Raw genomic sequence first — 25843 nt, 5'->3', positions numbered from 1 at the left:
ATTATGGACGTTTTTTCACATTACGCGCCTTTTATTCAAGACTATATTTATGAACATGGATGGCGTACCTTGCGCCCGATTCAGGTGGCTGCAGCTGAGGAAATTTTTGAAACTGAGGATAATGTATTGCTCTCAGCTTCAACTGCATCAGGAAAAACAGAAGCGGCCTTTTTCCCAATTTTGTCGGATATTTATCAAGAGCCGGAAGATTCTGTTAAGGTGCTGTATATTGCACCATTAAAAGCTTTGATTAATGATCAATATGATCGGTTGATCGAGTTGTGCCAGGATGTGGATATCCCTGTTTGGCGCTGGCACGGTGATGTGGCTCAAACGCAGAAGAGAAAGCTGCTCAAACATCCCTCGGGAATTTTGCAGATTACCCCAGAATCACTCGAGAGTTTTATGATTAATAAGCATATGGACATCCCGCATTTATTCGGTGGATTGAAATATATTGTAGTAGATGAACTACATTCATTTTTGCGAAGTGATCGTGGTGGACAGACTTTCTGTTTAATCGAGCGGCTAAGCAAGTTAGCTGGAGTCAATCCAAGAAGAATCGGACTTTCTGCAACGATTGGCAATTTGAAAGAGGCTAGTGCTTTTTTAGGTGCAGGTTCTAATCGGAAAACTGTCGCGCCCAAAGTGCAAAATCAACCTCAAATCTGGCATCTATCGATGGAACATTTTTATCAGACAGATCCCCAAGCTAGCAGCAAAGATTATGATCCAAGCCAGATTGAACCTAAAACTGATCAGGCCCCCGAATTGGCAGATCCAGGAATTGGCTATATTTTTGAACATACGCGTGGCAGAAAATGTTTAGTTTTTACCAATAGTCGAGAAGAGTGTGAGGCAGTTTGTCAGGAGTTGCGGGCTTATTGTGCATATAATCATGAATCCGATCGTTTTATGATTCATCATGGCAATTTGTCACCTGCATTGCGTGAAACGGCAGAAGCAGCGATGAAAGATGAAGATGTCTATATGACAACTTGTGCTACGGCAACATTAGAACTAGGAATCGATATTGGACAACTAGAAGCAGCCTTTCAAATTGATGCTCCGTTTACCGTATCCGGTTTTTTACAAAGAATGGGACGCACAGGTCGCCGTGGCAATCCCCCGGAAATGCACTTTGTTATGCGTGAAGAGCATCCTGAATCGCGGGCAATGTTACCGGAATTGATTCCATGGCCACTGTTGCAAGGGATTGCCTTAGTGCAGCTTTATGCAGAAGAAAAATGGGTTGAACCGCCTGCACCTAACCGCCTTCCCTATAGTTTACTCTATCATCAAACTATGAGTACGCTGGCATCAGGCGGGGAAATGACACCAGCAGAATTAGCTTCAAGGGTATTAACTCTATCGTATTTTCATAATGTTTCGCAAGAAGACTATCGCGTCTTATTAAAGCATCTGCTTAAAACTGGTCACATTGAATGGACTGAAAATCATGGCTTAATTGTTGGTCTTGCTGGTGAAAAAGTTGTGAATAACTTTAAATTTTACGCTGTTTTTCAGGAAAATGAGGAATTCAGTGTGCATGCCGGCAGTGAAGAATTAGGAACAATCGTGAAGCCCCCTCCCGTTGGGGATAAGATTGCAATTGCTGGTCGCGTTTGGGTAGTTGAAGATGTTGATCGCAAGCGCCATCAAGTATATTGCCATGAGGTGAAGGGAAGAATTCCTGCTTTCTTTGGGGACGTGCCGGGGGATATTCAGCCGAAAATTTTGCAAAGAATGAAAAAGGTGCTGACTGAAAAGGGGATGTATCCGTATTTAATGCAGAATGCTCAAGCAAGATTAACCCAAGCACGTGACACTGCCGCCTTGGCTGAGTTGCCAAAGAAGAATCTGATCAAATTAGGTGGCAATATGTGGTGTCTTTTTCCTTGGACAGGGACTTACGCATTTTTAGCATTGGAACGGTTAATTAGAATTAAATGCGGTGAAAAACTAAATATTCGTGGCTTTAATTCTTCTCGTCCATATTTCATGTACTTTGCAATGGATGCCGATGAGGATGACTTCTGGCGGATCATTAATGAAGAAGCACAAAAAGACTTTGATCCCTTAGACCTGGTTTATCCTAAGGAAGTTCCTGGAATTGATAAGTATGATCAATATTTGCCAGATGAATTACTTAGAAAAGAATTTGCGCAGAGCGTTTTGGATATTCAAGAAATGAGACGGTGTGTTAAGGCAATGGCAGAGGACTATCAAGAGAATAAGTAGAATTCTGTTATAATAGAAAAAAACTGATTAGAAAAGAGAATAAAAATGGCTTTAAAAATTAATCAATCTGTTTCTAAAGATGCCCAGGCACGTGATTTGCTTAAGGAATTAATCAAGGTGCACCAAGTTCATCAAGCTTATAATGTGCGTGATTTGACTGATGCCGATGAACAGATTTTGGAGAAAGCATTTAACAAAACACGTCAATTAATGCCAAGAATTACTGCTAAGAAAATTAAGTTTGATGATAAGCAATGGGATTCATTGTTCAACTTATTGATGGCAGAACAAATTGCTTTTGCTCGAGTATTGAGTGAAGGCGATGAAAATTTGACGATTTATGCTCAAGCTAAAAATCAAGCTGAGCAAGCTGCAGCCTTAGTTAATGCACAAATGGTTAAATTGGATAAAAAGTAAAAAAATTCCTGCTCAATTTGGCGGGAATTTTTTGTTAGGCTCAATTTTAAATAGTAACTTTACAAAGGAGACTATAATTTTGTACACTACTTATAAAAAAGAAGTAAGTGAAAAGAGGAGCGCAATGCTACATAATTCAACAGTTGATGCACAAATCAATCATAGATCAATTAGAAAATTTAAAGATGAAGTGCTGAATAAGGAACAATTGGAAACTTTATACACAGTTTTTCAACATACTGCAACGAGCATGTTTATGCAAAATGCCAGTTTGCTTCATGTAACTGATCCTGAACAGAAAAAGAAAATCCAAGAGCTTTGCAATCAGAAGTATGTTGGCGCCGAAGGTGACTTATTTATCTTCATTGTTGATTTGTACCGTAATCAACAAATTCGTCAACAACTTGGCAAAGATGATGGCCGTGTTCATACGACTGATATCTTTTTCCAAGCTATGGAAGATACACTGCTTGCTTTTCAGAATGTGGCTAATGCGGTAGAAAGCATGGGATTAGGCTATGTGCCACTTGGTACGGTGAATGATCATCCTTTGGAGATGCTTAAGACTTTAGATTTGCCAAAACTGACTTTTCCAGTGTTGGGGATGCAAGTTGGTGTGCCAGATCAAGAACCACAATTGAAGCCGCGCTTGCCACTTGAATTTACCTGTTTTGAGGGCAGTTATAAGAAGGATTTTGATGTGAAGGATCTTAAGGGATACGATGATGTAGTGACGACTTATTATGATTTGCGGGATGCTAATCGCCGGATTGATTCATTTACCAAGCAGATTACTGGTAAAAAGCTTGATGATCATGAGACCGATCGGGATCAATTGCCGGAAGAATTGCATAAACAAGGCCTTTGTTTAGATTGGAAATAGAATTGCAACAAGAATAATGCTGTGGTGATTGCACCCGGTGCGTTGTTTTGGTATAATTCATTTGTTGTGAGGTCGCTGAATTAGCTCAGTTGGTAGAGCATCTCCCTCGTAAAGAGAAGGTCGCCAGTTCGACTCTGGCATTCAGCATCAGAGTATTACTAAAAAGCATTATTTATTTTCAATATTGTTAATAAATGATGCTTTTTTTGGTTGTATGAATTACGTTCAATAATGAAAGGAAACGTAGTATGCAGATATGGCAATGTTTTTTCTAAGAAACAACTTAATGAGTTCATGGTGCAAAGTTAATTAGTAAAACAAAAAACTGTATCACTCCAATGACATTAGCCTAGAGTGATACAGTTTTTACATATTACGCAGATTTTTATTGAAAATAATCATTGCGATTACTAGTACTAAAATTGAAGCAGAAGTGGCAAGCGTACTCCAAATGTTACTATGAGAAGTAATCAGACTGCGAATTAGCGCAGTAACACCTAAGCCCAATAGAAAATTGATGCTAGTGTGACCGTGATGACGCAAGGCTGAAATAATCATTGCAGTAAATTCAAAGAAGAGGAAGAAAACGATAATTTCTGACATAATCTCGGAGTTGCTTTCTTCGATCTTAGTTGAAAATAATGATTGGCAAAGTGGAATTAGATCGCGGAATAAGAGTATGATCAGAATAATCCCGAGTAAACCAATTGCGACTACTAGTAGATTCTGTAAAAGGCGAGCAAATTTAGCGGTAAATTTGTTGAAGTTTTTCATGGCTTTAATCCTTTCTTTTTTACCATTATAGAATAAGCAATAAGATTAGGGCTAGTGTGCTAAATATTATGCGTCAAACATGCGAAAGCGCTTTTTCTTTTCTATAATAAAAATAGAAGAACTAATGAAAGGAAAGAATCATGTCGCTTAGAACAAAATTTAATTACATGGCAACTGGTCGTCCTTATAATGATGCGGATCCTCGCCTTGACACCTTGAGAGACCTTGCTACCTTGAAGACCAATAATATTAATAATGAGAATGATCACGCTAAAAAAGAAATATTAATCAAAGAACTCTTTGGTTCAACAGGTGAGCATCCCTTCGTAAATCCTAATTTTCGTTGCGAATTCGGACAAAATATTCATGTCGGGGATAACTTTTATGCCAACTATGACTGCACGATTTTAGATGGTGCGCCTGTTTATATTGGAAACAATGTTTTATTTGGTCCTAAGGTTGGCTTGTATACCAGCAACCATTTATTTGATCCAGCCGAGCGAAAAGCCGGTGGCTGTGTTGCACATTCGATCGGCATTGGTGACAATGTCTGGCTAGGTGCCGGGGTTAGCGTAACTCCAGATACAATTATTGGACGTAATTCAATTATTGGTGCAGGCAGTGTAGTTGTGAATGACATCCCAGATAATGTAATTGCAGCGGGGAATCCATGCAAGGTAATTAGAAAGATTACCGCGACAGATCGTACTGGATTCGATCCTAATAGTGGTCAATTTCTATAGAAAAAAGACAGTAGTTGATTTCAAACTACTGTCTTTTCTGATCATCTTAATCTAGCAACGCCATTCAACGCCGGTCATTTTTACATTCTTTTGAGCTTTAATTAACTCGGCGCCATTGCCGATATCAACGCCGCCATCAAGCAATCCTTCGTCACTCTTTAAGTTGAGGGATGCATTGGCGTAGTCAACCACTAAATTTGGTCCCATCATTGTGGTGTCGTATTTAGAAGTGTAAATATTGATTCCTTGGTTATTTTCAAATTTGATTGGATAATCAGGATCAACTTTGTCTACATAAATAATGGAAAAGTGACTGCCAATTGCACAACCGCCGCCTTTGATAGAATATTTACCACCACCATCGTCGGCGATTAAAATTAGAATTTTATTCAAGATTTCGCGTCTTTTTAAGTAGTCAAGCGCCTTGTCAGTGAATGTAATTTTCATTTCGAACACTTCTTTCTTGTTTCATCTTGTTAACTCAATTATAGTCAAAAAGAATAGTAAATAAATTAATTTAAATCAAAAATGGAGGAAAAATAAATGACTGATAAGAGCCATGATCCAGATAATTTTGATTGGCTGGATTCCATTATTAATGAAGAAACTGACAAACGTGTAAAAAATGAAAGTCCTCAAAAGAAGGATCAAACAAGCGATGATTCTGATAATCATTGGTTTGATTCGATCATCGATGCAGCAGTTGAAAAACGTACTAAGGAAAATGAACGGATTCTGCACAAATTGAAGGAAAAAGAAAATCAAAATAAGTAAAAAGGTGGAAGAAACACACTAGGCTTGGAGTTCTTCCACTTTTTATTTATTCAGTGTAGATAATGATCATTTCCTGCCATTCATTGCTTTCGCCGATGTTGCGAAATTCAAGCTTGAATACCCTGGCGTTTGGATGTTTTTCTTCCCAGCTAGAATAAGCATCAGATGGCATGTCTTCAGTTGATTGATATTTGAAAGAATCAACATGTAAGTCCTTTGCATCAATTGCATTTTCTTCATTAAACATTGCAATCACTTCTTTTCATATCTATTGTAGCCTTTTTTTGCCGGAGGTTAATTTTAGGATTACATAGAAAAAGAACCAGTGTACATCTGCTATAATTAAGAAAAGAATGTTAGTTTAATTTAGCCCATGGGGTAGTATGAAATGAAAAAAATTATCAATCGAACGCTGTTGGATGATCGAGTAAAGGAGAACTATATCTTCATTTCTGATATTCATGGCAACTTAGAAACCTTAGACTTAATCAAGCAGGCAACAGCAGATTTTCCAGAAGCACAATTAGTTGCGGGCGGTGACTATGTTGATGGCCGCGAGCATGTGAAAGAAGTATTGGATTATTTAATTGAACAAAAAAGCGAAGGAGCAATCGTACTACTGGGTAATCATGAGCAAATGTTACTCAATTTTGCGGAGAAGCAGGAACATCAAGATGGCATTTGGTTTTATAACGGTGGTGGCAAGAGCCTAGTTAGTCTGTTCGGCAGTACAGTTTTGCCTGATGAGTTGCGTGATAGTGAGTATTATCGCTTTCTAAAAGGCTGTCCTATTATGTATGAAACGCCACACTTGATTTTTGTTCATGCGGGTGTGCGGCCAGATGAACAGTATAATGATCCGGAAACTTACTCTGAGATAGAGTATGGCTTGAAATTTGACTATGATTTTTACCGTATTTGGGCGCGAGATAAATATTGGTATTCCGATTCCTTATTGAAAATGATGGCTCATAACAAAACGGGCAAAACAATTGTGACTGGTCATACGCCAACAGCTGCTTTAGAAGGAAAATATGATGATGGTCGACAAATGAGGCGGCTATCGATTGATGATTGTATCGTTAGAACAGTGCAATACCCAGGTGAGCCAGCAAGAATTTTTACTGACGGTGGTTCACACTCTGATCCATTGATTTATCCACATAATGATGGGAATGTTGTAGTGCTAGATGGCATGGGTAAAATAGTCCGTGTTTATAACTGGAAGCATCCCCACGGTACAAGATTTGAAAACCAATAAAAAAGCATCCCTTGCGGACGCCTTTTTTCGATTTAGAGATCAAAATTTGCTTAATCTTCGACTTTCTTTGCTTCGTTCATAGCCTTCATGATTGAAGGGTTCTTTGAATGACAATCTTTGATCATTTGTAAATCTTCTTCGCTTAACTTTACTTCGTATTTAGCCATAATTTTATTTCCTCGCTTTATTTTTATGATTACATGTAAACTATAGCACTTACAGCCATAACTGCAATATTTTGTTAATCAATCTTTGGTTAAAAATATAAGCAAAAAATTATCTTTGAAAATAGTAGTAATAAAATCGCTTTCATGATATTATTATATTACAAAAGGTATATACCAAAGAAACACGAGCTCATTTTTAGATTGAAGAGGGAATTATTATGGCTAATAGTAAATCGAGCGGAGGTTTGAATGCGTTTGTTAACAAACACATTATGCCTGTAGCCGCTAAAATAGGCAGTTTTAAACCTTTAATTGCTGTTCGTGACGGTATCGCCATGGCTATGCCGTTAATTATTGTAGGATCATTATTCATGATCATTAATTCATTTCCAGTTGCCGGTTGGTCTGATTGGCTATCAAAAACGGCTGTTCATGGTATAAGCCTGGCACAGATTTTAGCCAAGATTACTAATGGCTCCTTTGGGATCATGGGCTTAATTGCAGCTTTTGGAATTGCTTGGAGTTATGCTAATCAATATAAGACAGATGGTGTTTCTGCCGGAATTGTTTCTGCATCTGTATTCTTCATTTTGACGCCAAGTATTATGAGTGGAGATAAAGTTCCAGTTGAAGGCTTCCCTTACACTTACTTAGGTAGTAGAGGATTATTTGTAGCTATTATCTTTGGTCTCCTAAGTGCATGGATTTTCCAATGGTTTATTAATCATAATATCCAAATTAAAATGCCAGCTACTGTGCCACCTGCTGTAGCTAAGAGTTTTTCAGCTTATGATTGCGCCAATGGTAAATGCGATTACCACTTATTGTGCAATGAACCTAGGCTTAGTTCCATTATGTAATGGGACTGTAATTCCTTGGACAATGCCGCCAATTATTTCAGGTTTTTTGGCAACAGGCAGTATTGCGGGCTCAATGTTGCAAGTAATCAATATTATCTTAGACATTTTGATTTACCTGCCATTTATTGTGGCACTTAATAAACGTCAACTTATAGAAGAGGATAAGGCAGAATAATGGAATAAATTAATAAAAAATTTGTGAGAATTAAAAAAGAAAGAGGAAACTCTTTCTTTTTTCGTTTTGCAAAAGTGTTTCAATATATTAAATGCGAACAAGCTTTTGCACATAGCAAATAAAAATTAAAAATCGCGTTAAATGGCGATCTGATGCGGTTTTGTATCATCTGAATAAATTTACATAAATATTACAATTGTTACAATTTTGTCATACTTTGCAATAGTTTCTTAATCTGCAGGTGATATTCCTGTTATAGTTCTGCAATTTAAGCAAGGTAGTATATGCTGTGTCAATTGAATGGGACGGACGAATAAGGTGAAAATTCGTTACTTATGACTTTTAAAATTTTAAGGAGAGAATTTTTTTGAAAATTAAATCTATCTTAGTTAAGTCAATTGCAGTAACTGCTTTATCAGTTACAGGTTTAGTAGCAGCTAATAACAACACTAATACTGCTCAAGCTGCTATTGTAGAAAACGATACAGATGTTGTAACAGTTAAGAACATTTCAGACAACGCAATCACTGTTTACAACAGCTACAAGAAGCCAGAGGCTACTGGCCAAACTTTGGCAAGCAACACCTCATGGAAAGTAATTAAGACTGCTTACGATGCCAAAGGTCACAAGTGGTATGACTTAGGCAAGAACCAATGGGTTCGTGCTAAGTATGTAACTCGCGGCTACCACACTCAAGCTGCTGTGACCCAAGCTCCAGTACAACACCAAACTCAAACTGAAAATACTAATTCTGCAGCAACTACTACTGCAGCAAATAACACCAACACTCAAACTACTACTTCAACTGTAAGTGGTTCAGAAGCTAGTGCTAAGGAATGGATTGCCGGTAGAGAATCTGGTGGCTCATACGGTGCTTCAAATGGTCAATACGTTGGTAAATACCAACTTTCAGCTTCATACTTGAATGGTGACTATTCAGCAGCTAACCAAGAGCGAGTAGCTGATAACTATGTCAAAGGTCGTTATGGCTCATGGACTGCTGCTAAGGCATTCTGGCAAGCAAACGGCTGGTACTAAAAATAAACCTCTTTTCAAAACTAAATAAAATCAAACTAACTTAAAGGAGGCATGCTGTCAAAATGATAGTGTGTCTCTTTTTGATTTTTTTAATTAAATAATTACGATATAATTTAAATAACAAATATTAATAATCAAAACATACAGAAAGTGGAACAGCTATGAAGCAAAAATTAATTGTGACTTTGTTGACTAGTGTTTGCCTGATGGGGACGGCTAGTGTAATACACGAAACGACACCACAAACGGTTCAAGCAGCAGTTAAGGGAAAAGTTCAGGTTAAAGGAACTAAGAAAGTTAGACTTTATACAAATAAGGGCAAGAAGTCTAAGTATTATGCTGTAGCTAAAAGAGAGTATTCTTATTCTGCTAAAAAGTATTTGAAGCTGGGAAAGAAAAAATATTTGGCTTATAAGATTGGAAATAACTCTCAATGGCTATTAGCTAAAAATGCCAAATTCGTTAAAAAGACTGCTGCAACACAGAATTATGTAACAGCTACAATGAAGATGCCGAGCGGCTATACAAAAGCTAGTTTATTGCAAGCATATAAGGGGAAGCCAAGTGCTAGTTTTATTCAGGCTTGCATGAAAGGAATGGAACAAAACGACTTTTCACGTGTTAGCTCAGGTGAAAGCAAAGCCGATCAAAAGATGATTAATCCTGCTGATCTTTCCGCTAGTGAGCAAAAAGAACTGGCAGAATTCTCTTTGCGCCTAATTAATAGCGCTCGTAGTCAATTAGGTTTGAAGCCGTGGGTTTATAGTTCTGGAGTAGAGTCCTTAGCTAATTCAATTGCGCAAGAATACGAGCAAAATGGCAAGAGTATCAAAGATGGCGATCACTATGTTGCCGGAATTGTACGGGCTTGCAAAAAACATGGCTTAGAATTAAACGATAATTATGTCGAAGATATGGCTGGTTTTTCTACTAATAAGAAGATTATGTCTATGGCTGAAATGAAGCGGAATATTTACTTTGGCTTGAAGCAAATGATCTTTGGCTTTGCAGGAGCTGGGGAAAATCAGCGTAATGATAAGAGCCTTTACCGCGAATGGGAGCATGCCGGTGATTTATTTAATACACAGGGCTCACGTCATGATGGGGACTACAATTATTATGGCTTTAGCATTTCCAAGACTGGCAATATTTACTCAATGCACTTCATTAGTGTGCCAAGTTTTGTTGTAAATTCGAGTGAATACAACAAGAACTTCAAAATTTAACGAAAAAAATATGAAAGCACGCACGACGCGTGCTTTTTTGATAAGATAAAGGAAAAAACGATTTAGCGAGGAAAATATGACAAAAACTTTATATTTAGTCCGCCATGGACAAACTTATTTTAACTATTACCATAAAGTTCAGGGACGTTGTGATTCACCATTGAATGAAAGAGGCATCCGCCAGGTTGAAATGGCCCGCGATTATTTTAAAAAGCAGGGTATTCATTTTGACAAAGCTTTTTCATCAACCCAAGAGCGTGCTTGCGATACTTTGGAAATTATTACTGATCATCAAATGCCTTATACGCGTTTAAAAGACCTACGAGAAAAATGTTATGGCATTTTTGAAGGTCGTGATGAGTTCTTATTGCCTTGGAATTATAATAATCCTAACGTAGACCCAACTATGGAAAAAGACGAAGACGTTGTTGCTAGAATGCACCGTGCAGTAGTCGAGATTTTAAGCGGCTTAGAGGATGGTCAAACTGCTTTAGTTGTAGGACATGGTGATATTTTAGCTAAGTTTGTGCGCGATGCTACCGAGAATAAGAACTTTGGCGGTTTTGGCAATGCTTCAATCGTGAAGCTAACAGTTGATGGTAAAAAGATCCATTTTGATTCATACGTGTGGCCAGCAGAGGGTTTAAAGTAAGACGAAATGGCAATTAATTTATATTTAGTTAGGCATGGTCAAACTTGGTTTAATAAAGGACACCGCATGCAGGGGAGCTGTGATTCAGCGCTAACACCATTAGGCATTAAGCAGGCGGAAGCCGTGCGGGATTATTTTCAAGATCAGGGAATTAATTTTGCTAGAGCATATTGCTCACCCCAAGAAAGGGCAAGTGATACTTTAGAGATTATTGCTGGGCCTGAGATGGAGTATGTTCGATTAAAGGAATTAAAAGAGAAAAGCTATGGCGCTTTTGAGGCACGCAATGTGCTACTTTGGCCGCTGCATCGTTTGGGCAAATTTCGCGTGGAAGATAATCATGAGGTAGTTGAACGAATGGAGCGCGGGATTAACTTGATCATGCGGGATGCACAAGATGGCGATAATATTTTAGTTGTTGGTCATGGCGATAGTTTGTCGCAATACATTAATGAAAAAACTAACCATCGTGAATTTTTAGGTCTGCCCAATTGTTCTTTTGTGCAGTTAACTAGCAATGAAGGCAGTACATTGGAATATGTACGGACTGAATGGCCAGCTAAAGCGGTTAAAATTGATCAAATAACTGGTGAATAGGGGCTTTTATTTTTCTGCATTAGTTTATAATGATAGGTGTGGAAAGATTATAGTACGAGGCAAGAAAAATGGATGAAACACCAATTTTTAGAATTACTAAATTAAATATCAAGGAAAACGATCGCGGTGAATATATCCGTGAAGTTGAAAATAACATGCACAACTCAATTCCAGCTGAAGAAGGAACTTTGTTAATTGGAAGCGCACATGACGATGCTCATGGTGAAGACAATTACGAAATCGAATTGTTCCGGAATAGCTTGGCAGAAGATTTGCACATTGCAGCAGCACATGCCGACAATTTTGCGGAAACTATTAACAAGATTTCCACTGACAAGGAAATTATTGAATTGAAGCCTGAGGTAATTACTACCAAGGCTCATGATGCTTTGAATGACCATGCCGACAACTTTGTTATGCGCTTGGTTAAGGTTGAAGTTAAGCCTGAAGACGCAGAAAAGTTTGCACATGAAGTTAAGAAAGAAATGACCACCAGCATGGCTGCTGAACCAGGCATGGAAATTATGATGTCTGGAGTCAATAAGAAGAACGAAAACGAATGGTACTTCGTTGAAGTTTACTTTGATGACAAGGCTTATGACGCTCATATCAAGTCACCACAATATGTTGAATACATTGAAAATACTGATGGAATGGTGGCTAGAAGAGATGTTAAGGATCTTGTACGTGATACTTTAGCAACTCAAGGTGCAATCGTATTAGATTAAGTTATAGAAGGGATACCGCGAGAGCGGTATTTTTTTATAGGTGAAAAATGGGTCAGACAATTGTATTTGCTCATAGAGGACTGCCGGTGAAATTTGCGGAGAATTCTTTGCAAGGATTTAAATATGCGGTAGAGCATGGCGCAGAAGGCGTGGAATTTGATGTGCATTTAACTAAAGACAAGGTGCCAGTAGTAATGCATGATGAAAAAATTGACCGCACAACTAATGGCACGGGTTACATTAAGGACTATACCTTAAGTGAAATCAGGCGATTTCGTTTAGCTAACGGTGAACCGGTACCGATGTTAAGTGAATTATTTGAAATTCTTCAGGGACAGGATTTGTATGTTAACTTGGAATTTAAGACTAACAAGATTCATGATGAGGGGATTGAAGCCATCGTTTTAGCGTTAGCACAAGAATACCATTTTGTGCATCCCATTATTTTCTCTTCCTTCAATTATCAAACCTTAAAAAATTGCCAGCGAATTGATCCCCACCAACAATATTGCTTTTTAACCAAATGGCCGGTGCCGTTTCCTGAACAGTTTGCGGCTAAGAATCATTTTGCAGCGATCCATCCGCATTGGTATTTACCTAGCAAAGTTACGCAAAGAATTTGGACAGTAGATAAAGTAAGCATAGCAAAAAGGTACTTTAAACTTGGTGTAGCTGGAATTTTTACCAACGACTTTGAATTAATGAATAAGGTTAAGAAGTCACAAAAGTTATAATCGTAAAAAAACAAATTAATTTTATAATTCATAAAAGAAAGATTCAGTATCCTTCGAGCAAATGTAGGTATTTTTAAAAAAACAAAACTTTTTTGAATTTTTTCTTGCTATTTTTTCTTCATTCCCCTATAATATTATCTGTTGAGTGATCGAGAGGTCATTCAAATAGAACCAATCAAGTAAAAGGTTTGAAGATTGGGTTATAGCCAAGTGGTAAGGCAATGGTTTTTGGTACCATCATGCGCTGGTTCGAATCCAGCTAACCCAATAGCAAGGTCAGGCAGTGAGCCTGATCTTTTTTATTCGTTTCGGATAATTCATGTTATAATCTGTATATGAAAAGAAGCCAACGGTCGCAATCCGTTGACTTCGATCGTAGTTTCAGATAACTGTTGGTTTAGCTAATCCTTGCGATTAGCTTTTTTGTTATCGCATAGGCTATAGCCAAATTGATAGCTAATTTGCCTAAAGCACCTAGAACGATGCTGATTGCAATAGCCCAAGCTACCACGGAGCACTAAACCTCCAAACTATCCGGTTATGCATAACTCTCACCTCCGTAATTTCAAAATGTGTGAGGGGTGGTTAGTTATGCTAAAACTACTAAACACAAATAGTTGCAACATATCCATGTCTATAAAATAGTATATCAAAATTAAATTATAAAAAACACGTGTTCATTGCAAACGCGAGTTTTTTATCTTTCTTAAAGTCTTTTACAAATTCTAACGATTTAGTAAAGATAATTGCATTGTCAAATAATATGCATATAATAAACATGAAAATTGAAAAAGCAAATAAACTGTTAGGTGAGGCTCCTACGTGAACACAAGCTATCGCCCGGAAACATCCAGAGATGCCAACGAGTAAAATAGTTCTTGTCGAGATAAGGCGAGATCCAGATAGCTAGCCTGTGCTTACGTCACGTAGTGTCAAAACTGAACGACGAGGAAACATCGCTTAGATAAGGAGTTAATACTAATTGGTATTAGCTCCTTTTTAGTTTGTTTGCATGTTTAATCAGAAAGTGGGATTAACATGGCAAAAAACAAGTTGTTGATGAATAAGAAGACAGCCGATACAGAGTTTGTTAAGCAGATCGCTAGGCAAACTCCCGAAGAAGCGTTAAAGACGCTACATAGTTCGCTAGACGGTCTGTCTTCGGCGGAAGCTAAAGAGCGTTTAGAGAAGAATGGTCTTAACGAAGTTGCGACCAAGAAGCACAACACGAAATTGCATTTCTTCATTGAATCATTCTTCACTCCTTTCACAATGGTCCTGTTGCTGCTAGCAACGGTGTCGCTGTTTACCGACTACGTCTTCGTGCCGGCAGATCAAAAGGACCTGAGTACTGTGATCATTATGATTACGATGATCATCATTTCTGGATTAACATCCTTTATCCAGAATGTGAAAACTAATGACGCAGTTGAAGACCTCTTAAACATGGTGTCTGTAACTACCAATATTCGTCGCAATCAAAAGGACGAAGAAATTTCTACCAAGCAAGTAGTTGTCGGCGATATTATTAATATCCACGCTGGGGACATGGTGCCAGCAGATATTAGATTGCTCAAAACTAAAGACTTGTTCTGTTCATCAAGTTCTTTGAACGGTGAATCAACGCCTGTGGAAAAGATTGCGACTAAGAAGCCCGATCAAAAAGACATGGATCAATATTTGGACTATCCTGATGTAATCTATCAAGGAACAACTATTGTGTCAGGTTCAGGTGTTGGCGTTGTTTTGGCCACCGGTGAACAAACTGTCTTTGGTCGTTTGGCTAAGGATATTTCAAACAACGACGTTAAGGAAACTAACTTCGATGTTGGTATCAAGAATATTTCTAAATTATTGTTAACAATGACCGCGATCATTGCACCTTTAGTTTTGGTCATCAACGGTTTAACTAAAGGTAACTGGCTCAACGCTTTGCTGTTTTCGATTGCCACAGCCGTTGGACTTACTCCAGAAATGTTGCCAGTTATTGTTACTAGTAATTTGGTTAAGGGTTCGCTAGAAATGTCCAAGCACGGCACCATCGTTAAAAAGATGAACTCCATCCAAAACTTCGGTGCCGCCGACGTGCTTTGTACTGATAAAACCGGTACTTTAACCCAAAACAAGGTTGTATTGGAACGGCACTACAACTTGGATATGAAGGAAAATCCACAGGTTTTGCGCTTGGCTTACTTGAACTCGTACTTCCAAACGGGGATGCACGATTTGATGGACCAAGCCATCATCGATGCCGCTAGCGATGAGCTAGATGTTAATGAAATTAAACACGACTACACTAAGGTTGATGAAATTCCATTCGACTTCAAGCGCCGTCGCATGAGTGTCGTGGTCAAGCGCCACGGCGATGGTCGTATCCTGGTAACTAAGGGTGCTGCCGAAGAAATGCTTGCTTGCTGCAATCGTGTGCAAGTTGGCAGTCACATCAACGATTTAACTGATGATTACAAAGAAAAAGTTTTAAAGCACATTGAAGATTTGAACAAAGATGGTTTGAGAGTTGTTTTGTTAGCTTACAAGAACAATCCTGCTCAAGCCGGTGAATTCAATGTTAGCGATGAAAAAGATTTGATCCTAACCGGATTCTTGGCCTTCCTTGATCCACCTAAGGATGACGTTAAGGACGTGCTTAAGAAGTTAAAGCAAGACGGTATTACCGTGAAGATTTTGACTGGTGATAACGCTGCTGTAACTAAGAGTGTTGCTTCAAGAGTAGGCTTGAACACCAAGTATATTTATAGTGAAAAAGACTTTGCTGGTAAGAGCGACGATGAAGTTAAAAAGATGGTTGAAGAATGTAGCCTCTTTGTAAAGCTTTCACCAGAGTCAAAGGCTAGAATTATTCAGATTTTGAAGGAAAATGGTCACACGGTTGCTTACATGGGAGACGGTATCAACGATACGCCAGCTATGAAGAAGGCCGATGTAGCAATCTCAGTTGATACGGCTGTTGATATTGCAAAAAAGAGTGCGGACATTATTTTGCTGCACAAGAGTCTCCTCATCTTGGAGCACGGTGTCAGAATCGGCCGTCAGATCTTTGCCAACACGATGAAATACATCAAGATTACGTTGTCATCTAACTTTGGTAATATTTTATCGATCTTGGTTGCTTCATCATTCCTACCATTTTTGCCAATGCTTCCAATGCAATTGTTGATTCTAGACTTGATCTATGGGACATCTTGTTTGTCACTTCCATTTGATAGAGTTGGTGAAAAATACTTGGAAGTACCACGTAAGTGGGAGACAAAGAAGTTGCCTAAGTTCATGTTCTTCTTTGGTCCGACATCTTCAATCTTTGATGTCATTACGTTTGCCTTGCTTTACTTCTGGATTTGTCCAAGTACTGTGGGCACAAGTTATGTGGCTGCTACTCCAGGGCAAAAGGCTGTCTTTATGGCCATCTTCTGGAGTGGCTGGTTCATCGAATCACTCTGGACACAAGAAATGGTTATTCAAGCATTGCGTGATCCAGCCGTTCCATTTATCCAACAACATTCTTCACCAGTTGTCATGCTCGCTACGATCGGTGCAGGATTGATCGGTACTGCAATGCCTTACATCCCAAGCTTGGCTAAGGTAATGAAATTCGGTCCGATCCCAGAATATTATGTTCTGGTAGTTCTTGTACTTTTGACTTTGTACATTGCATTGACTACGGTGATTAAGCACTGGTACATGAAGAAAGAGAAGTTCTTGATTTAATGAAAGACTATAAAAAGATACTTAATTAGTTGCTTTTAATATGTGGGATTATTAGTTCTATCTTTTTACTGTCAGAGGCATTGCCGATATTTCAAGCTTTTTATATCAAATCATATCCAGTGGATTTTACTATCTTAATAGCTGATATAGCTTTGACAGTGGCTTTACCGATTTGTCATATTTTCAACGTTTTAGAATATTAACGATTGTTTGGGTGATAGTTTTAATTATTCTTTTGCTGATAAAGTGTCAGGCAATGTATCCGCCTGTTACGGTTATTTATAGTATTTATGCTTTGTTAATTATTGGATTTAATGTGCACTTTAGATATCAAAATTAATATTTCCTTTGACAAAGATTAAAAAGACTCCTATATTTGAATTAATTTAGTTCAGATATAAGGAGGAAAAATCATGGTCGACTTAACAAAACATATGAAAAAAGGCTTGGCTGAACAAAAGCCAGGGCAGATTTTGGCCTTTGCAGCTTACATCAACAAAATTTCGGACATCGTCAAATTCACGATTGGTGAGCCTGACTTTAACACGCTAGAGCATATTAAAAAAGCGGCTGAAGCCAGCATTGCTAATAGCCATTCACACTATGCGCCATCTAACGGGACTCCAGGTTTGCGTAAGGCAGCAGCCGACTTTTTAGCTGAAAAATATGGGCAAAAGTATGATCCAAGCGAAATTCTGATCACCAATGGGGTAACGGAATCGATCTATGACTTTTTGACCGCGGTGCTTAATCCGGGCGACGCTGTTTTGATGCCGACACCGATTTTTCCGCTTTATATCGGGGATGCACTATCAATGGGCGCAACGGTTGAACAAATCGACACGTCTGATGATGGCTTCAAGTTAACGCCGGCTAAGTTGCAAGCAGCTTTGGATAAATATGGCGATCGAGTTAAGGCATTGGTGATGAACTATCCGACTAACCCAACAGGCGTTATGTACTCGCAGGCTGAGCTCGATGCGCTAGCTGATGTGGTGCGCGACAAACCAATCTTTGTTCTTGCCGATGAAATTTATAGCGAATTGAATTATGATCAGCCACATGCTTCGATGGAAAAGACTTTACATGATCAAGTTGTTTTAATGAATGGCGTGTCAAAAGCTTGGGCAATGACTGGCTATAGAATCGGTGTGGTAGCTGCGCCTAAGCCGATTTTGGATCAACTGGCTAAGATTCACCAAGCAATCACAACGACGGAACCAACGCCAATGCAGGATGCAGCTGAAGAAGCACTAGGCAATGGAATGAACGATGCACAGCCGATGAAGAAAGAATTCCAAAAGCGGCGTGATGTGCTTTATGAAGGATTAACCAAGTTAGGCTTTGAATGCGTTAAGCCTAAAGGTGCCTTCTACATTTTTGCCAAAATTCCAGCAGGCTTGGAACAAGATGATACCAAGTTTATTTATGACCTGGCTGAAAAGGGGCATGTTGCTGTAATTGCGGGCTCATTTTTTGCTAAAGGTGGAGCAGGATATATTCGTTTGTCTTACGCAACGTCGATGGATCAGATCAAAGAAGGCTTGAAACGACTAGAAAAATATGTCGCAGAAAATAAGCAATAAGTGCAAATAAAAGGGACCGATGTTATGTATCGATCCCGTTTGAAATCCAACTAATTATTCCTCGTTATCAAATGGATAAGTCATGCCCCAGGCAGTTCTAATACTGGTTAAAATATGGGCGATCATGCGAGATTTTTCTAATTCGCCTTCGTCATGACCTTGTTCAATATACTTTTGAAAATCAGTGACTTCATATTCAAGTGCTTGGTCAGCCTCTCCAGCAGTCACTTTATCATAGCTTTCTTCATGGGCACTCTGGGTGTAAGTAATGTCCGCTTCAGTGCCGCGTGGGTATTGATTGATTTCAAAATAACCTTTGGTACCCGAAACTAAACCACGCTTAGGCTGCTTAGCCCGCATTGAGAGGGACATCACTGCCATTTGACCTTTTGAATTCTTCAAAATGATGCCGCTTTCTTCGTCAACGCCAGTTTCAAAGAATTTTACCGTGGTATTGATACTTTCAGGATATTCATCCATGAAACTAATAGCAAAAGCTGTTGCATAGCCACCAATATCCAGCAATGCACCACCAGCAAGGTCTTTATTAAAGAAGCGATTCTGCGGATCGTAGTCCTTGAGTGAGCCAAAATTAATTTGGATCATTTTAATTTCGCCAAATTTGCCCGCCTTAATCAGGGCTTGCATCTTTGGGTAGATTGGCATGTGATAAAGGGTAAAACCTTCCATTAAGATTAGTTGCTTCTCTTTAGCTAATTGAGCTACCTCATCAAATTGGCGCGCATTGATGGTAATTGCTTTTTCACAAAAGACGTGCTTGCCCGCATTGAGGGCCTTCTTAATGTAATCGTAGTGGAAAGTGTGCGGGGTAGCGATGTAGATGATATCAATGTTAGGATCGTTGATCATTTCATCAGGATTAGTGAAAGCATGTTGCACGTGTTTTTCTTGGACAAAGACATGCAGTGCTTCTTCATTGGGATTGGCGGCAGCATAAATTTCGCCGTTGACTTTGTTCAAAGCATCAGCCATATCATGTGCAATCCAGCCAGTACCAATAATTCCCCAATTAAATTTTTTCATGATCATTACCTCTCTTAAGTTCAATAATTTTTCCATCTTTTTCGGTAATTAATGAAGTAGCTAAGTTTTCAAATAGTGAAGAGCTGACTACGCCATTTTGTAAACAAAGTTGACGATTAAGTTCAGTGATATTGTGCCAATCTTCGTTAAAAACATCGATTAAGTAGTTGCCCAAAGGCGTACGGGCAAATGCAGCTACTGAACTATCTTGTCGAATCTTACTAGTTAAATGTAAACTGCTTAAATACTTCTGTACTTGATTAACACAAGGCGGTGCCACTTCAAGACAAAGTGGAATTTTAGGATTCAGAATCGGTTGTATCCTTTCACTGGGTAAGAGTAGGATAAACTGTTTGGCAATTTGTGCTGCCTGTTTTTCAAAAAGATGAATTCCACCCAAACTTTTTAGAACATTAAAATTCTTATCAATACTATCACAACCATCAAAAGCAATATCGATCTTAGTCGCTGCAGTAGAAGGAAGAAGCTCTAATCCGAGTTCTTGGCACCTAAAGCGAGTAAGTTCGGATGGAGAATATAATGTGATGTCTAAGTTATGCTGTGCAATCGCTTGAGCTAACTTAAATACATTGCTTCCGCCGCCAAGAGAAATAGTCATTTTCGGCTTGATTTTACTTAAAGCGAGGTCACTTATCGAATTAATTTTCATTTTATTTTCTCCTGTGAAAATTATTTACAAATACATACTACCTTGGTAAATGATTTTCGTCAATCAAAATATAAATTTATTTTCTTTAAAAATAAAATTGTGAAAATTAATTACATTGATGATATAATTTTGGCACAGAAAAGGTGAGAATGATGACTAAAATTATCGATACAATCTATAGCAAATTAGCGACAATGTCAGCCAGTGATCAGAAGATTGCTCAAGTGATCTTAAAACAGCCCGAACAGGTGGTAAATTATACAATTTCAAAATTAGCAACTGAAGCTGAGGTGAGTGATGCTTCGGTGACGCGCTTTTGTCATAATTTAGATTTGACAGGTTTTCATGATTTAAAAATTCAACTAGCTCAGAATGCAACTGAAAGTGTGTCACTTCAAAATATGTCACGTGATGATGCTAGTGCTAATTTGGAATTAATTGAGAAAAATAAAGTCGCCGAGATTAAGGCGACTTTGGAGAATGTGACTGAAGCCAAATTAGATCAGGTGCTGCATTTTTTGACTGAAAGCAGAATTGTGCAGGTTAGTGCGGAGGGCGATACTTATCCGGTGGCCGCTGATGCAGTGTATAAGTTTAATCAGATTGGCTTGTTGGCAATTGATTCGGGTGGCACGATTGAAACGGCAATTGCGCAGACAATGAACCTGAGTAAAAAGGATTGCTTGTTGGTGATTTCGAATTCAGGTGAAGCAGCGGGAATCATTAAGCAAATTAAGGTAGCCAAACAAAAAGGGATGCCGGTGATTGCGATCACCAATCGCGATGATTCACCGATTGCGCTATTAGCTGATGTGCATTTAAAGACAGCAGTGCGGCAGACGGTGATGCAATCGCAGTATTATTTCTCACGCGTGGCAAGTATGACAATGATTGAGGCATTATATTTGTTACTTATTGCGGGGGATGCAGGGCGAGTTGAGCATATTAAAGAACATGAAGCAATTATTTCTAATCAAAAAATCTAAGAGCTTTAATTTTTTTAAGCGAACAAGTGTTAAAATTACCTTTTCTTAACACACATAAGTTCTGTCATAAATCAATAACTTGTTTAAAACTTCACAAAAATGTAATGTTTTGAATCTTAATTGTAAAAGTCCGGTAACTACAGTTTAACAAATAAAGGGTAGGGTATTACTGGTGATTTTAGGAGGTATTCTTAAAATCACACACACGAGTCGATCCTGTTTTTAGTAATCGGGTTCGTAACATGCTATAATTATTTCACAAGCAGAAGAAGATATAACTTACTGCTTAGGATGAATTTCTGTTTCAGAAAGGAAAGGCCACATAATTATGAGAAAGAATACAAGAATTGTAAGTATGGCTGCTGCCGCTTTGTTGGCAGTTGCTCCTGTAGCAGCTTCAGCTGTTCCAGTTAACGCTGCTATTAGTTTAGGTACAGTAACTAACACTACTGGTACTACAAGTACTACTACAGCAACAACAGCAAAGCCAACAGATAGATCATACTTTACATATGGCAATCAAGTAATTGATGCTGCAAGTACTACCGATAAAACAGCTAATGTTGTACCAACTACTATTTCTATTAAGGCTAAAGATACTGTAGCTAGTGTTACTAAGGCAATTAATGATTTAGGATTAGTTTTCTTTAGTACGAATAATGCCAGTGGAGAAAAAGTTAACCTTAAAGATAGTGAAGTTGCTGCTATTCTTAAGAATGCAGGTGTAACTCTTGATAAAGATAACAAGAATATTACTGCGGTACCAACTAGTGATTTCAATCTTACTTTAACTGGTACAGGTTCTACTTCTACGCAAACAGCTACTGTTCAAATCCCAGTTGTAGTTTCAGGTTCAAGTTCAACTACAGATACTACTCAAAATCCAGTGATCAATTGGTCATTGAATGGTCAAAGCAAGGGGAGTGTTAATGGTCAAATATTCCAAGTAGCTGTTGGTTCACAATTTAATCCAACTAATTTTGTAAATAGTAATGGTGAGCCAGTTATTATTTCAGCTGTACAAAACAGCAATAATAATACAGCTGCTTCACTAGAAGCAACTTCAAATCCTGTTAATACTTCAGAAGCAGGACGTTACTATAATGTAACTTTAACTGCTACTGGTTTAACTGGTAAGAAGACTACTGCAACATACACTGTTTTAATTACTTCAAGCCACAAACAAGCTCTATATGCTAATGGCGCAAGCTCAATCGCAACTTACCACATTTATGGCATTAATGTAAGACCAGCTTCAACTACTTTCAAAGATGGTGACACTGTTTACGTTGCTGATCAAACTAGAACCCTTAACAATGTATCATACTCACAAGTTTCAACTAAGTCTAAGTCAGATGCTAACTCAAGCAACATTTGGGTTAAGACTTCATCACTTGTTAAGCCAGCTGGTGACACTAACACCAAGACTTTGCCAGTAATGGTTGATTCAAGAGCTTATGACAAGAACGGTAACTACTTAGGTCACATGTACTACGCTTACAACGACATTGAAATCGTTCCAACTGTTGTAACTATCAACGGTAAGACTTACTACAAGGTGGCTAACAAGGACGAATACGTTCGTGTAACCAACATTACTGGTAACCAACGTACTTTGAAGCACAATGCCTACATTTATTGGTCATCATACCGTCGTACTCCAGGTACTGGTAAGATGTACAGAGGTCAAACTGTAACTACTTACGGTGGTCAAATGAGATTTAAGAACGGTAAGAAGTACTACAGAATTGAAGGCTGCAGAAACAACAACAAGCGTTACATCAAGGCTGTAAACTTCTATTAAAAAGTAGAATAATTTAACTGAAAGAGTCGATGCATTTGCATCGGCTTTTTTCGTGTCTAAATTTTTAAATTTCTGAAAAAAATTTGCACTTTTTTGCGTAATAAATAGTGGAGGGTAATTTTCCTACTTAAGAAAAAGAAAAGAGGTAAAATATGAGGAGAAGAATTAATCGATATCCTCGAATTACTAACGACTTGGTATTCGGTCATGTTATGAGCAATAAAAAGAATTGTCTGGAACTGCTACGTCGGATGTTTCCTGAATTAAAATTGACAAAAGTTAATGTCATTACCCAGTATGACGGCAACATTGGACTAGAATCCAAAAACATTCGCTTAGATATCTGGGCACAAGATGATCAAAGTCGAGTGTATGATATTGAGATGCAAACAACACGTAAAAATGATCTAGAAAAACGGATGATGTACTACGCAGGGATATCAGCCTGCAGAAGGATATCGACTACTACGTGAATAGCGGAAAATGGGTCGAAGACATGAATAAGCTAGAATATGAGATGAATGAAGTTGCTAAAAGAGCTGCAGAAAAAGCGATTAAAGAAGCTAAAATAGTAGATGCAAAAAAGTTTATTGGCTATGCCAAAAATCATGGTACTAATTTAGAAAATACAATCCAGGAAACAATGGATATGTATGATGAAGTTCTTAATCGTAATGAAATCACTAAATTAGTGAACGAAATCTATCAGCAGAATTAGCTAAATAAGATAATTTTGGAAAATTTCCCTCTAGAGTACTACTATCAGTAGTGCTCTTTTTTATATAAAAAATATATTGCTGCTTCGCACTAATCAAAAGCAAATTAATTGAAATATCTTATTAAAAGATAAATAATGTAACCAGTTACAATAACTGCTATTACTTAAAAACGACAATTATTGCTGCATTATTAGGAGGTCAGGCTATGTCAAAAAAGAAAATCATTATTGTAGGTGCATCCCACGGCGGCCAAGAGGCAGCTTATGAAATTTTAGATCGTTATGATGATGTAGACGTTACGATTTATGAAGCAGGCGACTTCGTTTCCTTTATGTCTTGCGGAATGAAGCTATTCCTTGAAGGAAAAACTACAGGCCAAGACAACGTTAGAAACTTTACTCCTGAAGATCTAGCTGAACGGGGTGGTAAAGTTGTTAATAACACAGCAGTAACAGCTCTTGATCCAGCTAAAAAGACGGTTACTGTCAAAAACGTAAAAGATGGTACAACCAAAGAAGTTAGTTATGATAAGCTAATTATTTCTTCAGGTGTTAACCCCGCAAGTTTGCCTCTTCCTGGAGCAGACCTGAAAAATATTATGTTGATGAGAGGCTATGATTGCGCTACAGAGATCAATGCAGCTGCTCAAGATGAAGCTATTAAAAATGTTGCAGTTATTGGTGCTGGTAACGGAATTGCAGCTGCCGAGGTTTTCGCTAAAGCAGGCAAGAATGTTACTTTAATTGACGGTGGGCAAAAACCACTAGAAAATTATTTGAATGATACTTATACTAGCTTATTTGAAAAAGAATTGACTGATCATGGTGTTAACCTGGCTATGAACACTAAAGTTACTGGCTTTGTTGGCAATGGAAAGGTCAATGCAGTTCAGACTGATAAGGGTGATATTACTGCTGATTGTGTCATTATTACAGTTGGTATTAAGCCAAATACTGCTTGGTTGAAAAACACGATCGATCTTTATGACAATGGCTACATTAAGGTAGACAATTACTTTAGAACCAATGTAAAGGATGTCTATGCAATTGGGGATGCAATCTTCCCGTTTAGCATTCCAGCTAACAGAAGAGTACCGATGCCATCTGCCATTGCTGCACGGCATGAGGCTCAATATGTTGTTGAGCACTTATTTGAAGACAAGCCAGAACGTGTCTTTAAGGGCTTAGTTGGTGCACAATTGCTTGAAGCCTTTGATTTACATGCAGTAACAACAGGACTCAGTGAAAAGAATGCCAAGCGAGCAGGAATTAATGCAAAAGAAACAGTCTTAAAGAGTTATCTTCGTCCAGACTATATTCCTGAAAAAGATAATCCTACTTGCTATATTGCTGTTGTTTATAATGAAGACAGCCACCAAATCTTAGGCGGTAGCGTACTTTCATCATATGACATTAGTGGCCAAGCCAATGTTTTGAGCTTAGCTATTAGAAATAAGTTGACACTGGAAGATTTAGCAGAAGCAGATTTCTTCTTTTCACCAACTTATGACAAGCAATGGAGTCTGGTAAATCAAGTAGCACAAAAGGCATTAGGCTTAAAATTAACTGTTTAGATATAAATCAATTTTTAAATTTTGAGAAGAGGTCGTCATGGCTTCTTCTTTTTTTGAAAAAAGTTTCAAAAAAGTCTTGCATTTGATTTGGATTTTCGTTATTATAATTAAGTCAGCTAACGGAGGAGTAGCGAAGTGGCTAAACGCGGCGGTCTGTAAAACCGCTCTCTCTGAGTTCGGCGGTTCGAATCCACCCTCCTCCATTGTTGAACGACAAGTAAAAAGTTCAGCTGGTATTGGGTTATAGCCAAGTGGTAAGGCAATGGTTTTTGGTACCATCATGCGCTGGTTCGAATCCAGCTAACCCAATAGTTCTAAAAGAACACCCAACCCGAAAAAAGAAACGTCCTATGTGACGTTTCTTTTTTTGCCATTTTTGTATACGTATTGATTATAGCTATTATACGGAAAAAGTATTTGAAATTTCTTCCGTATTAGATATACTTGTAAAATGTAAGTATTAA

At 38.2% G+C, this 25843-nt stretch carries 24 protein-coding genes, 4 tRNA genes, 1 pseudogene and 1 riboswitch; of the genes and pseudogenes, 24 read left to right on the top strand and 5 right to left on the bottom strand.

The features are described 5' to 3' along the window. Nucleotides 1-3 precede the first annotated feature (3 nt). The 4 genes from J6L97_RS08925 (at nt 4) to J6L97_RS08910 (ending at nt 3688) form a co-directional block, all read left to right on the top strand. On the top strand, nt 4-2241 hold the full coding sequence (locus J6L97_RS08925; RefSeq protein ID WP_057726144.1) for a DEAD/DEAH box helicase: 2238 nt from the start codon (nt 4-6) through the stop codon (nt 2239-2241). Between the two features lie 45 nt (nt 2242-2286). Then, nucleotides 2287-2658 carry a hypothetical protein gene (locus J6L97_RS08920; RefSeq protein WP_054832635.1) on the top strand — a complete coding sequence of 124 codons (372 nt, stop codon included), beginning with the start codon at nt 2287-2289 and terminating at the stop codon, nt 2656-2658. Between the two features lie 124 nt (nt 2659-2782). Next, nucleotides 2783-3541, top strand: a complete 759-nt coding sequence (locus J6L97_RS08915; RefSeq protein WP_054832636.1) for an NADPH-dependent oxidoreductase — start codon at nt 2783-2785, stop codon at nt 3539-3541. Between the two features lie 74 nt (nt 3542-3615). Continuing rightward, nucleotides 3616-3688 (top strand) — tRNA-Thr (locus J6L97_RS08910). 219 nt (nt 3689-3907) lie between these two features. Here the strand turns inward: J6L97_RS08910 and psiE are convergent. After that, nucleotides 3908-4315, bottom strand: coding sequence for a phosphate-starvation-inducible protein PsiE (gene psiE / locus J6L97_RS08905; RefSeq protein ID WP_013085919.1), 408 nt, complete (start codon nt 4313-4315; stop codon nt 3908-3910). A 140-nt stretch (nt 4316-4455) separates the two neighbouring features. On the opposite strand from psiE, the gene J6L97_RS08900 reads away from it, so the two are divergent. After that, complete coding sequence (locus J6L97_RS08900; protein WP_023487909.1) at nt 4456-5058, top strand: sugar O-acetyltransferase; 603 nt, start codon at nt 4456-4458, stop codon at nt 5056-5058. 51 nt (nt 5059-5109) lie between these two features. Here the strand turns inward: J6L97_RS08900 and J6L97_RS08895 are convergent, their stop codons facing one another. Further along, nucleotides 5110-5505: an iron-sulfur cluster biosynthesis family protein gene (locus J6L97_RS08895; RefSeq protein WP_013085921.1), complete on the bottom strand. Its 396-nt coding sequence runs from the start codon at nt 5503-5505 to the stop codon at nt 5110-5112. 96 nt (nt 5506-5601) lie between these two features. Here J6L97_RS08895 and J6L97_RS08890 point away from each other — a divergent pair, with 96 nt between their 5' ends. Continuing rightward, on the top strand, nt 5602-5832 hold the full coding sequence (locus J6L97_RS08890) for a hypothetical protein (RefSeq protein WP_057726146.1): 231 nt from the start codon (nt 5602-5604) through the stop codon (nt 5830-5832). 46 nt (nt 5833-5878) lie between these two features. On the opposite strand, the gene J6L97_RS08885 is transcribed toward J6L97_RS08890, so the two are convergent. After that, nucleotides 5879-6079: a hypothetical protein gene (locus tag J6L97_RS08885; protein WP_005720890.1), complete on the bottom strand. Its 201-nt coding sequence runs from the start codon at nt 6077-6079 to the stop codon at nt 5879-5881. A gap of 141 nt (nt 6080-6220) precedes the next feature. On the opposite strand from J6L97_RS08885, the gene J6L97_RS08880 reads away from it, so the two are divergent. The 11 genes and pseudogenes from J6L97_RS08880 (at nt 6221) to J6L97_RS08830 (ending at nt 18583) form a co-directional block, all read left to right on the top strand. After that, on the top strand, nt 6221-7093 hold the full coding sequence (locus tag J6L97_RS08880; protein WP_023487910.1) for a metallophosphoesterase family protein: 873 nt from the start codon (nt 6221-6223) through the stop codon (nt 7091-7093). Nucleotides 7094-7478: 385 nt separating this feature from the next. Next, nucleotides 7479-8295 (top strand): annotated as a pseudogene (locus J6L97_RS08875) (PTS transporter subunit EIIC). A gap of 367 nt (nt 8296-8662) precedes the next feature. Then, entirely contained in the window at nt 8663-9334 is a 672-nt protein-coding gene (apf, locus tag J6L97_RS08870) for an aggregation-promoting factor (RefSeq protein WP_054832637.1), read from the top strand. A gap of 161 nt (nt 9335-9495) precedes the next feature. Continuing rightward, nucleotides 9496-10560: an SEC10/PgrA surface exclusion domain-containing protein gene (locus J6L97_RS08865; RefSeq protein ID WP_057726148.1), complete on the top strand. Its 1065-nt coding sequence runs from the start codon at nt 9496-9498 to the stop codon at nt 10558-10560. Nucleotides 10561-10636: 76 nt separating this feature from the next. Then, a complete protein-coding gene (locus J6L97_RS08860) occupies nt 10637-11212 on the top strand; it encodes a histidine phosphatase family protein (RefSeq protein WP_005720898.1) in 576 nt (191 codons plus the stop codon). A 6-nt stretch (nt 11213-11218) separates the two neighbouring features. Further along, complete coding sequence (locus J6L97_RS08855; protein ID WP_005720899.1) at nt 11219-11809, top strand: histidine phosphatase family protein; 591 nt, start codon at nt 11219-11221, stop codon at nt 11807-11809. A 68-nt stretch (nt 11810-11877) separates the two neighbouring features. Beyond that, on the top strand, nt 11878-12537 hold the full coding sequence (locus J6L97_RS08850; RefSeq protein ID WP_054832638.1) for a putative quinol monooxygenase: 660 nt from the start codon (nt 11878-11880) through the stop codon (nt 12535-12537). 47 nt (nt 12538-12584) lie between these two features. After that, a complete protein-coding gene (locus J6L97_RS08845; RefSeq protein WP_057726149.1) occupies nt 12585-13271 on the top strand; it encodes a glycerophosphodiester phosphodiesterase family protein in 687 nt (228 codons plus the stop codon). 196 nt (nt 13272-13467) lie between these two features. Then, nucleotides 13468-13539, top strand: a tRNA-Gln gene (locus J6L97_RS08840). Between the two features lie 526 nt (nt 13540-14065). Beyond that, a riboswitch (M-box (ykoK) riboswitch) is annotated at nt 14066-14229 on the top strand. An 80-nt stretch (nt 14230-14309) separates the two neighbouring features. Next, nucleotides 14310-16997 (top strand): magnesium-translocating P-type ATPase, encoded by a 2688-nt coding sequence (gene mgtA / locus J6L97_RS08835; RefSeq protein WP_035443451.1) that lies wholly within the window; start codon nt 14310-14312, stop codon nt 16995-16997. Nucleotides 16998-17410: 413 nt separating this feature from the next. Beyond that, complete coding sequence (locus J6L97_RS08830) at nt 17411-18583, top strand: aminotransferase class I/II-fold pyridoxal phosphate-dependent enzyme (RefSeq protein WP_057726150.1); 1173 nt, start codon at nt 17411-17413, stop codon at nt 18581-18583. A gap of 54 nt (nt 18584-18637) precedes the next feature. Here the strand turns inward: J6L97_RS08830 and J6L97_RS08825 are convergent, their stop codons facing one another. Then, a complete protein-coding gene (locus tag J6L97_RS08825) occupies nt 18638-19627 on the bottom strand; it encodes a Gfo/Idh/MocA family protein (protein ID WP_054832639.1) in 990 nt (329 codons plus the stop codon). Further along, nucleotides 19614-20297: a ribose-5-phosphate isomerase A gene (locus J6L97_RS08820; protein WP_013085942.1), complete on the bottom strand. Its 684-nt coding sequence runs from the start codon at nt 20295-20297 to the stop codon at nt 19614-19616. Before J6L97_RS08820 ends, J6L97_RS08825 begins: the two co-directional genes overlap by 14 nt. A gap of 152 nt (nt 20298-20449) precedes the next feature. Here J6L97_RS08820 and J6L97_RS08815 point away from each other — a divergent pair, with 152 nt between their 5' ends. The 7 genes from J6L97_RS08815 (at nt 20450) to J6L97_RS08785 (ending at nt 25688) form a co-directional block, all read left to right on the top strand. Then, a complete protein-coding gene (locus tag J6L97_RS08815) occupies nt 20450-21283 on the top strand; it encodes a MurR/RpiR family transcriptional regulator (RefSeq protein WP_005720908.1) in 834 nt (277 codons plus the stop codon). Nucleotides 21284-21611: 328 nt separating this feature from the next. Next, on the top strand, nt 21612-23087 hold the full coding sequence (locus J6L97_RS08810) for an SLAP domain-containing protein (RefSeq protein ID WP_005727191.1): 1476 nt from the start codon (nt 21612-21614) through the stop codon (nt 23085-23087). Nucleotides 23088-23239: 152 nt separating this feature from the next. After that, the gene (locus J6L97_RS08805; RefSeq protein WP_005724328.1) at nt 23240-23560 is read left to right on the top strand and encodes an Rpn family recombination-promoting nuclease/putative transposase; all 321 of its coding nucleotides are present in this window, start codon (nt 23240-23242) and stop codon (nt 23558-23560) included. Next, the gene (locus tag J6L97_RS08800; protein ID WP_005720911.1) at nt 23557-23805 is read left to right on the top strand and encodes a hypothetical protein; all 249 of its coding nucleotides are present in this window, start codon (nt 23557-23559) and stop codon (nt 23803-23805) included. The genes J6L97_RS08805 and J6L97_RS08800 overlap by 4 nt, the downstream gene beginning before the upstream one ends. A gap of 206 nt (nt 23806-24011) precedes the next feature. After that, entirely contained in the window at nt 24012-25379 is a 1368-nt protein-coding gene (locus J6L97_RS08795) for an FAD-dependent oxidoreductase (RefSeq protein WP_057726151.1), read from the top strand. Between the two features lie 121 nt (nt 25380-25500). Next, nucleotides 25501-25582 (top strand) — tRNA-Tyr (locus J6L97_RS08790). A gap of 34 nt (nt 25583-25616) precedes the next feature. After that, a tRNA-Gln gene (locus tag J6L97_RS08785) sits at nt 25617-25688 on the top strand. Nucleotides 25689-25843 lie beyond the last annotated feature (155 nt).

The sequence above is a fragment of the Lactobacillus crispatus genome (assembly GCF_018987235.1).
In the GTDB taxonomy this organism is placed as follows: Bacteria; Bacillota; Bacilli; order Lactobacillales; family Lactobacillaceae; genus Lactobacillus; species Lactobacillus crispatus.
Note: the sequence above shows the minus strand (reverse complement) of the source record. Positions and strands in the feature narration are given on the sequence as shown.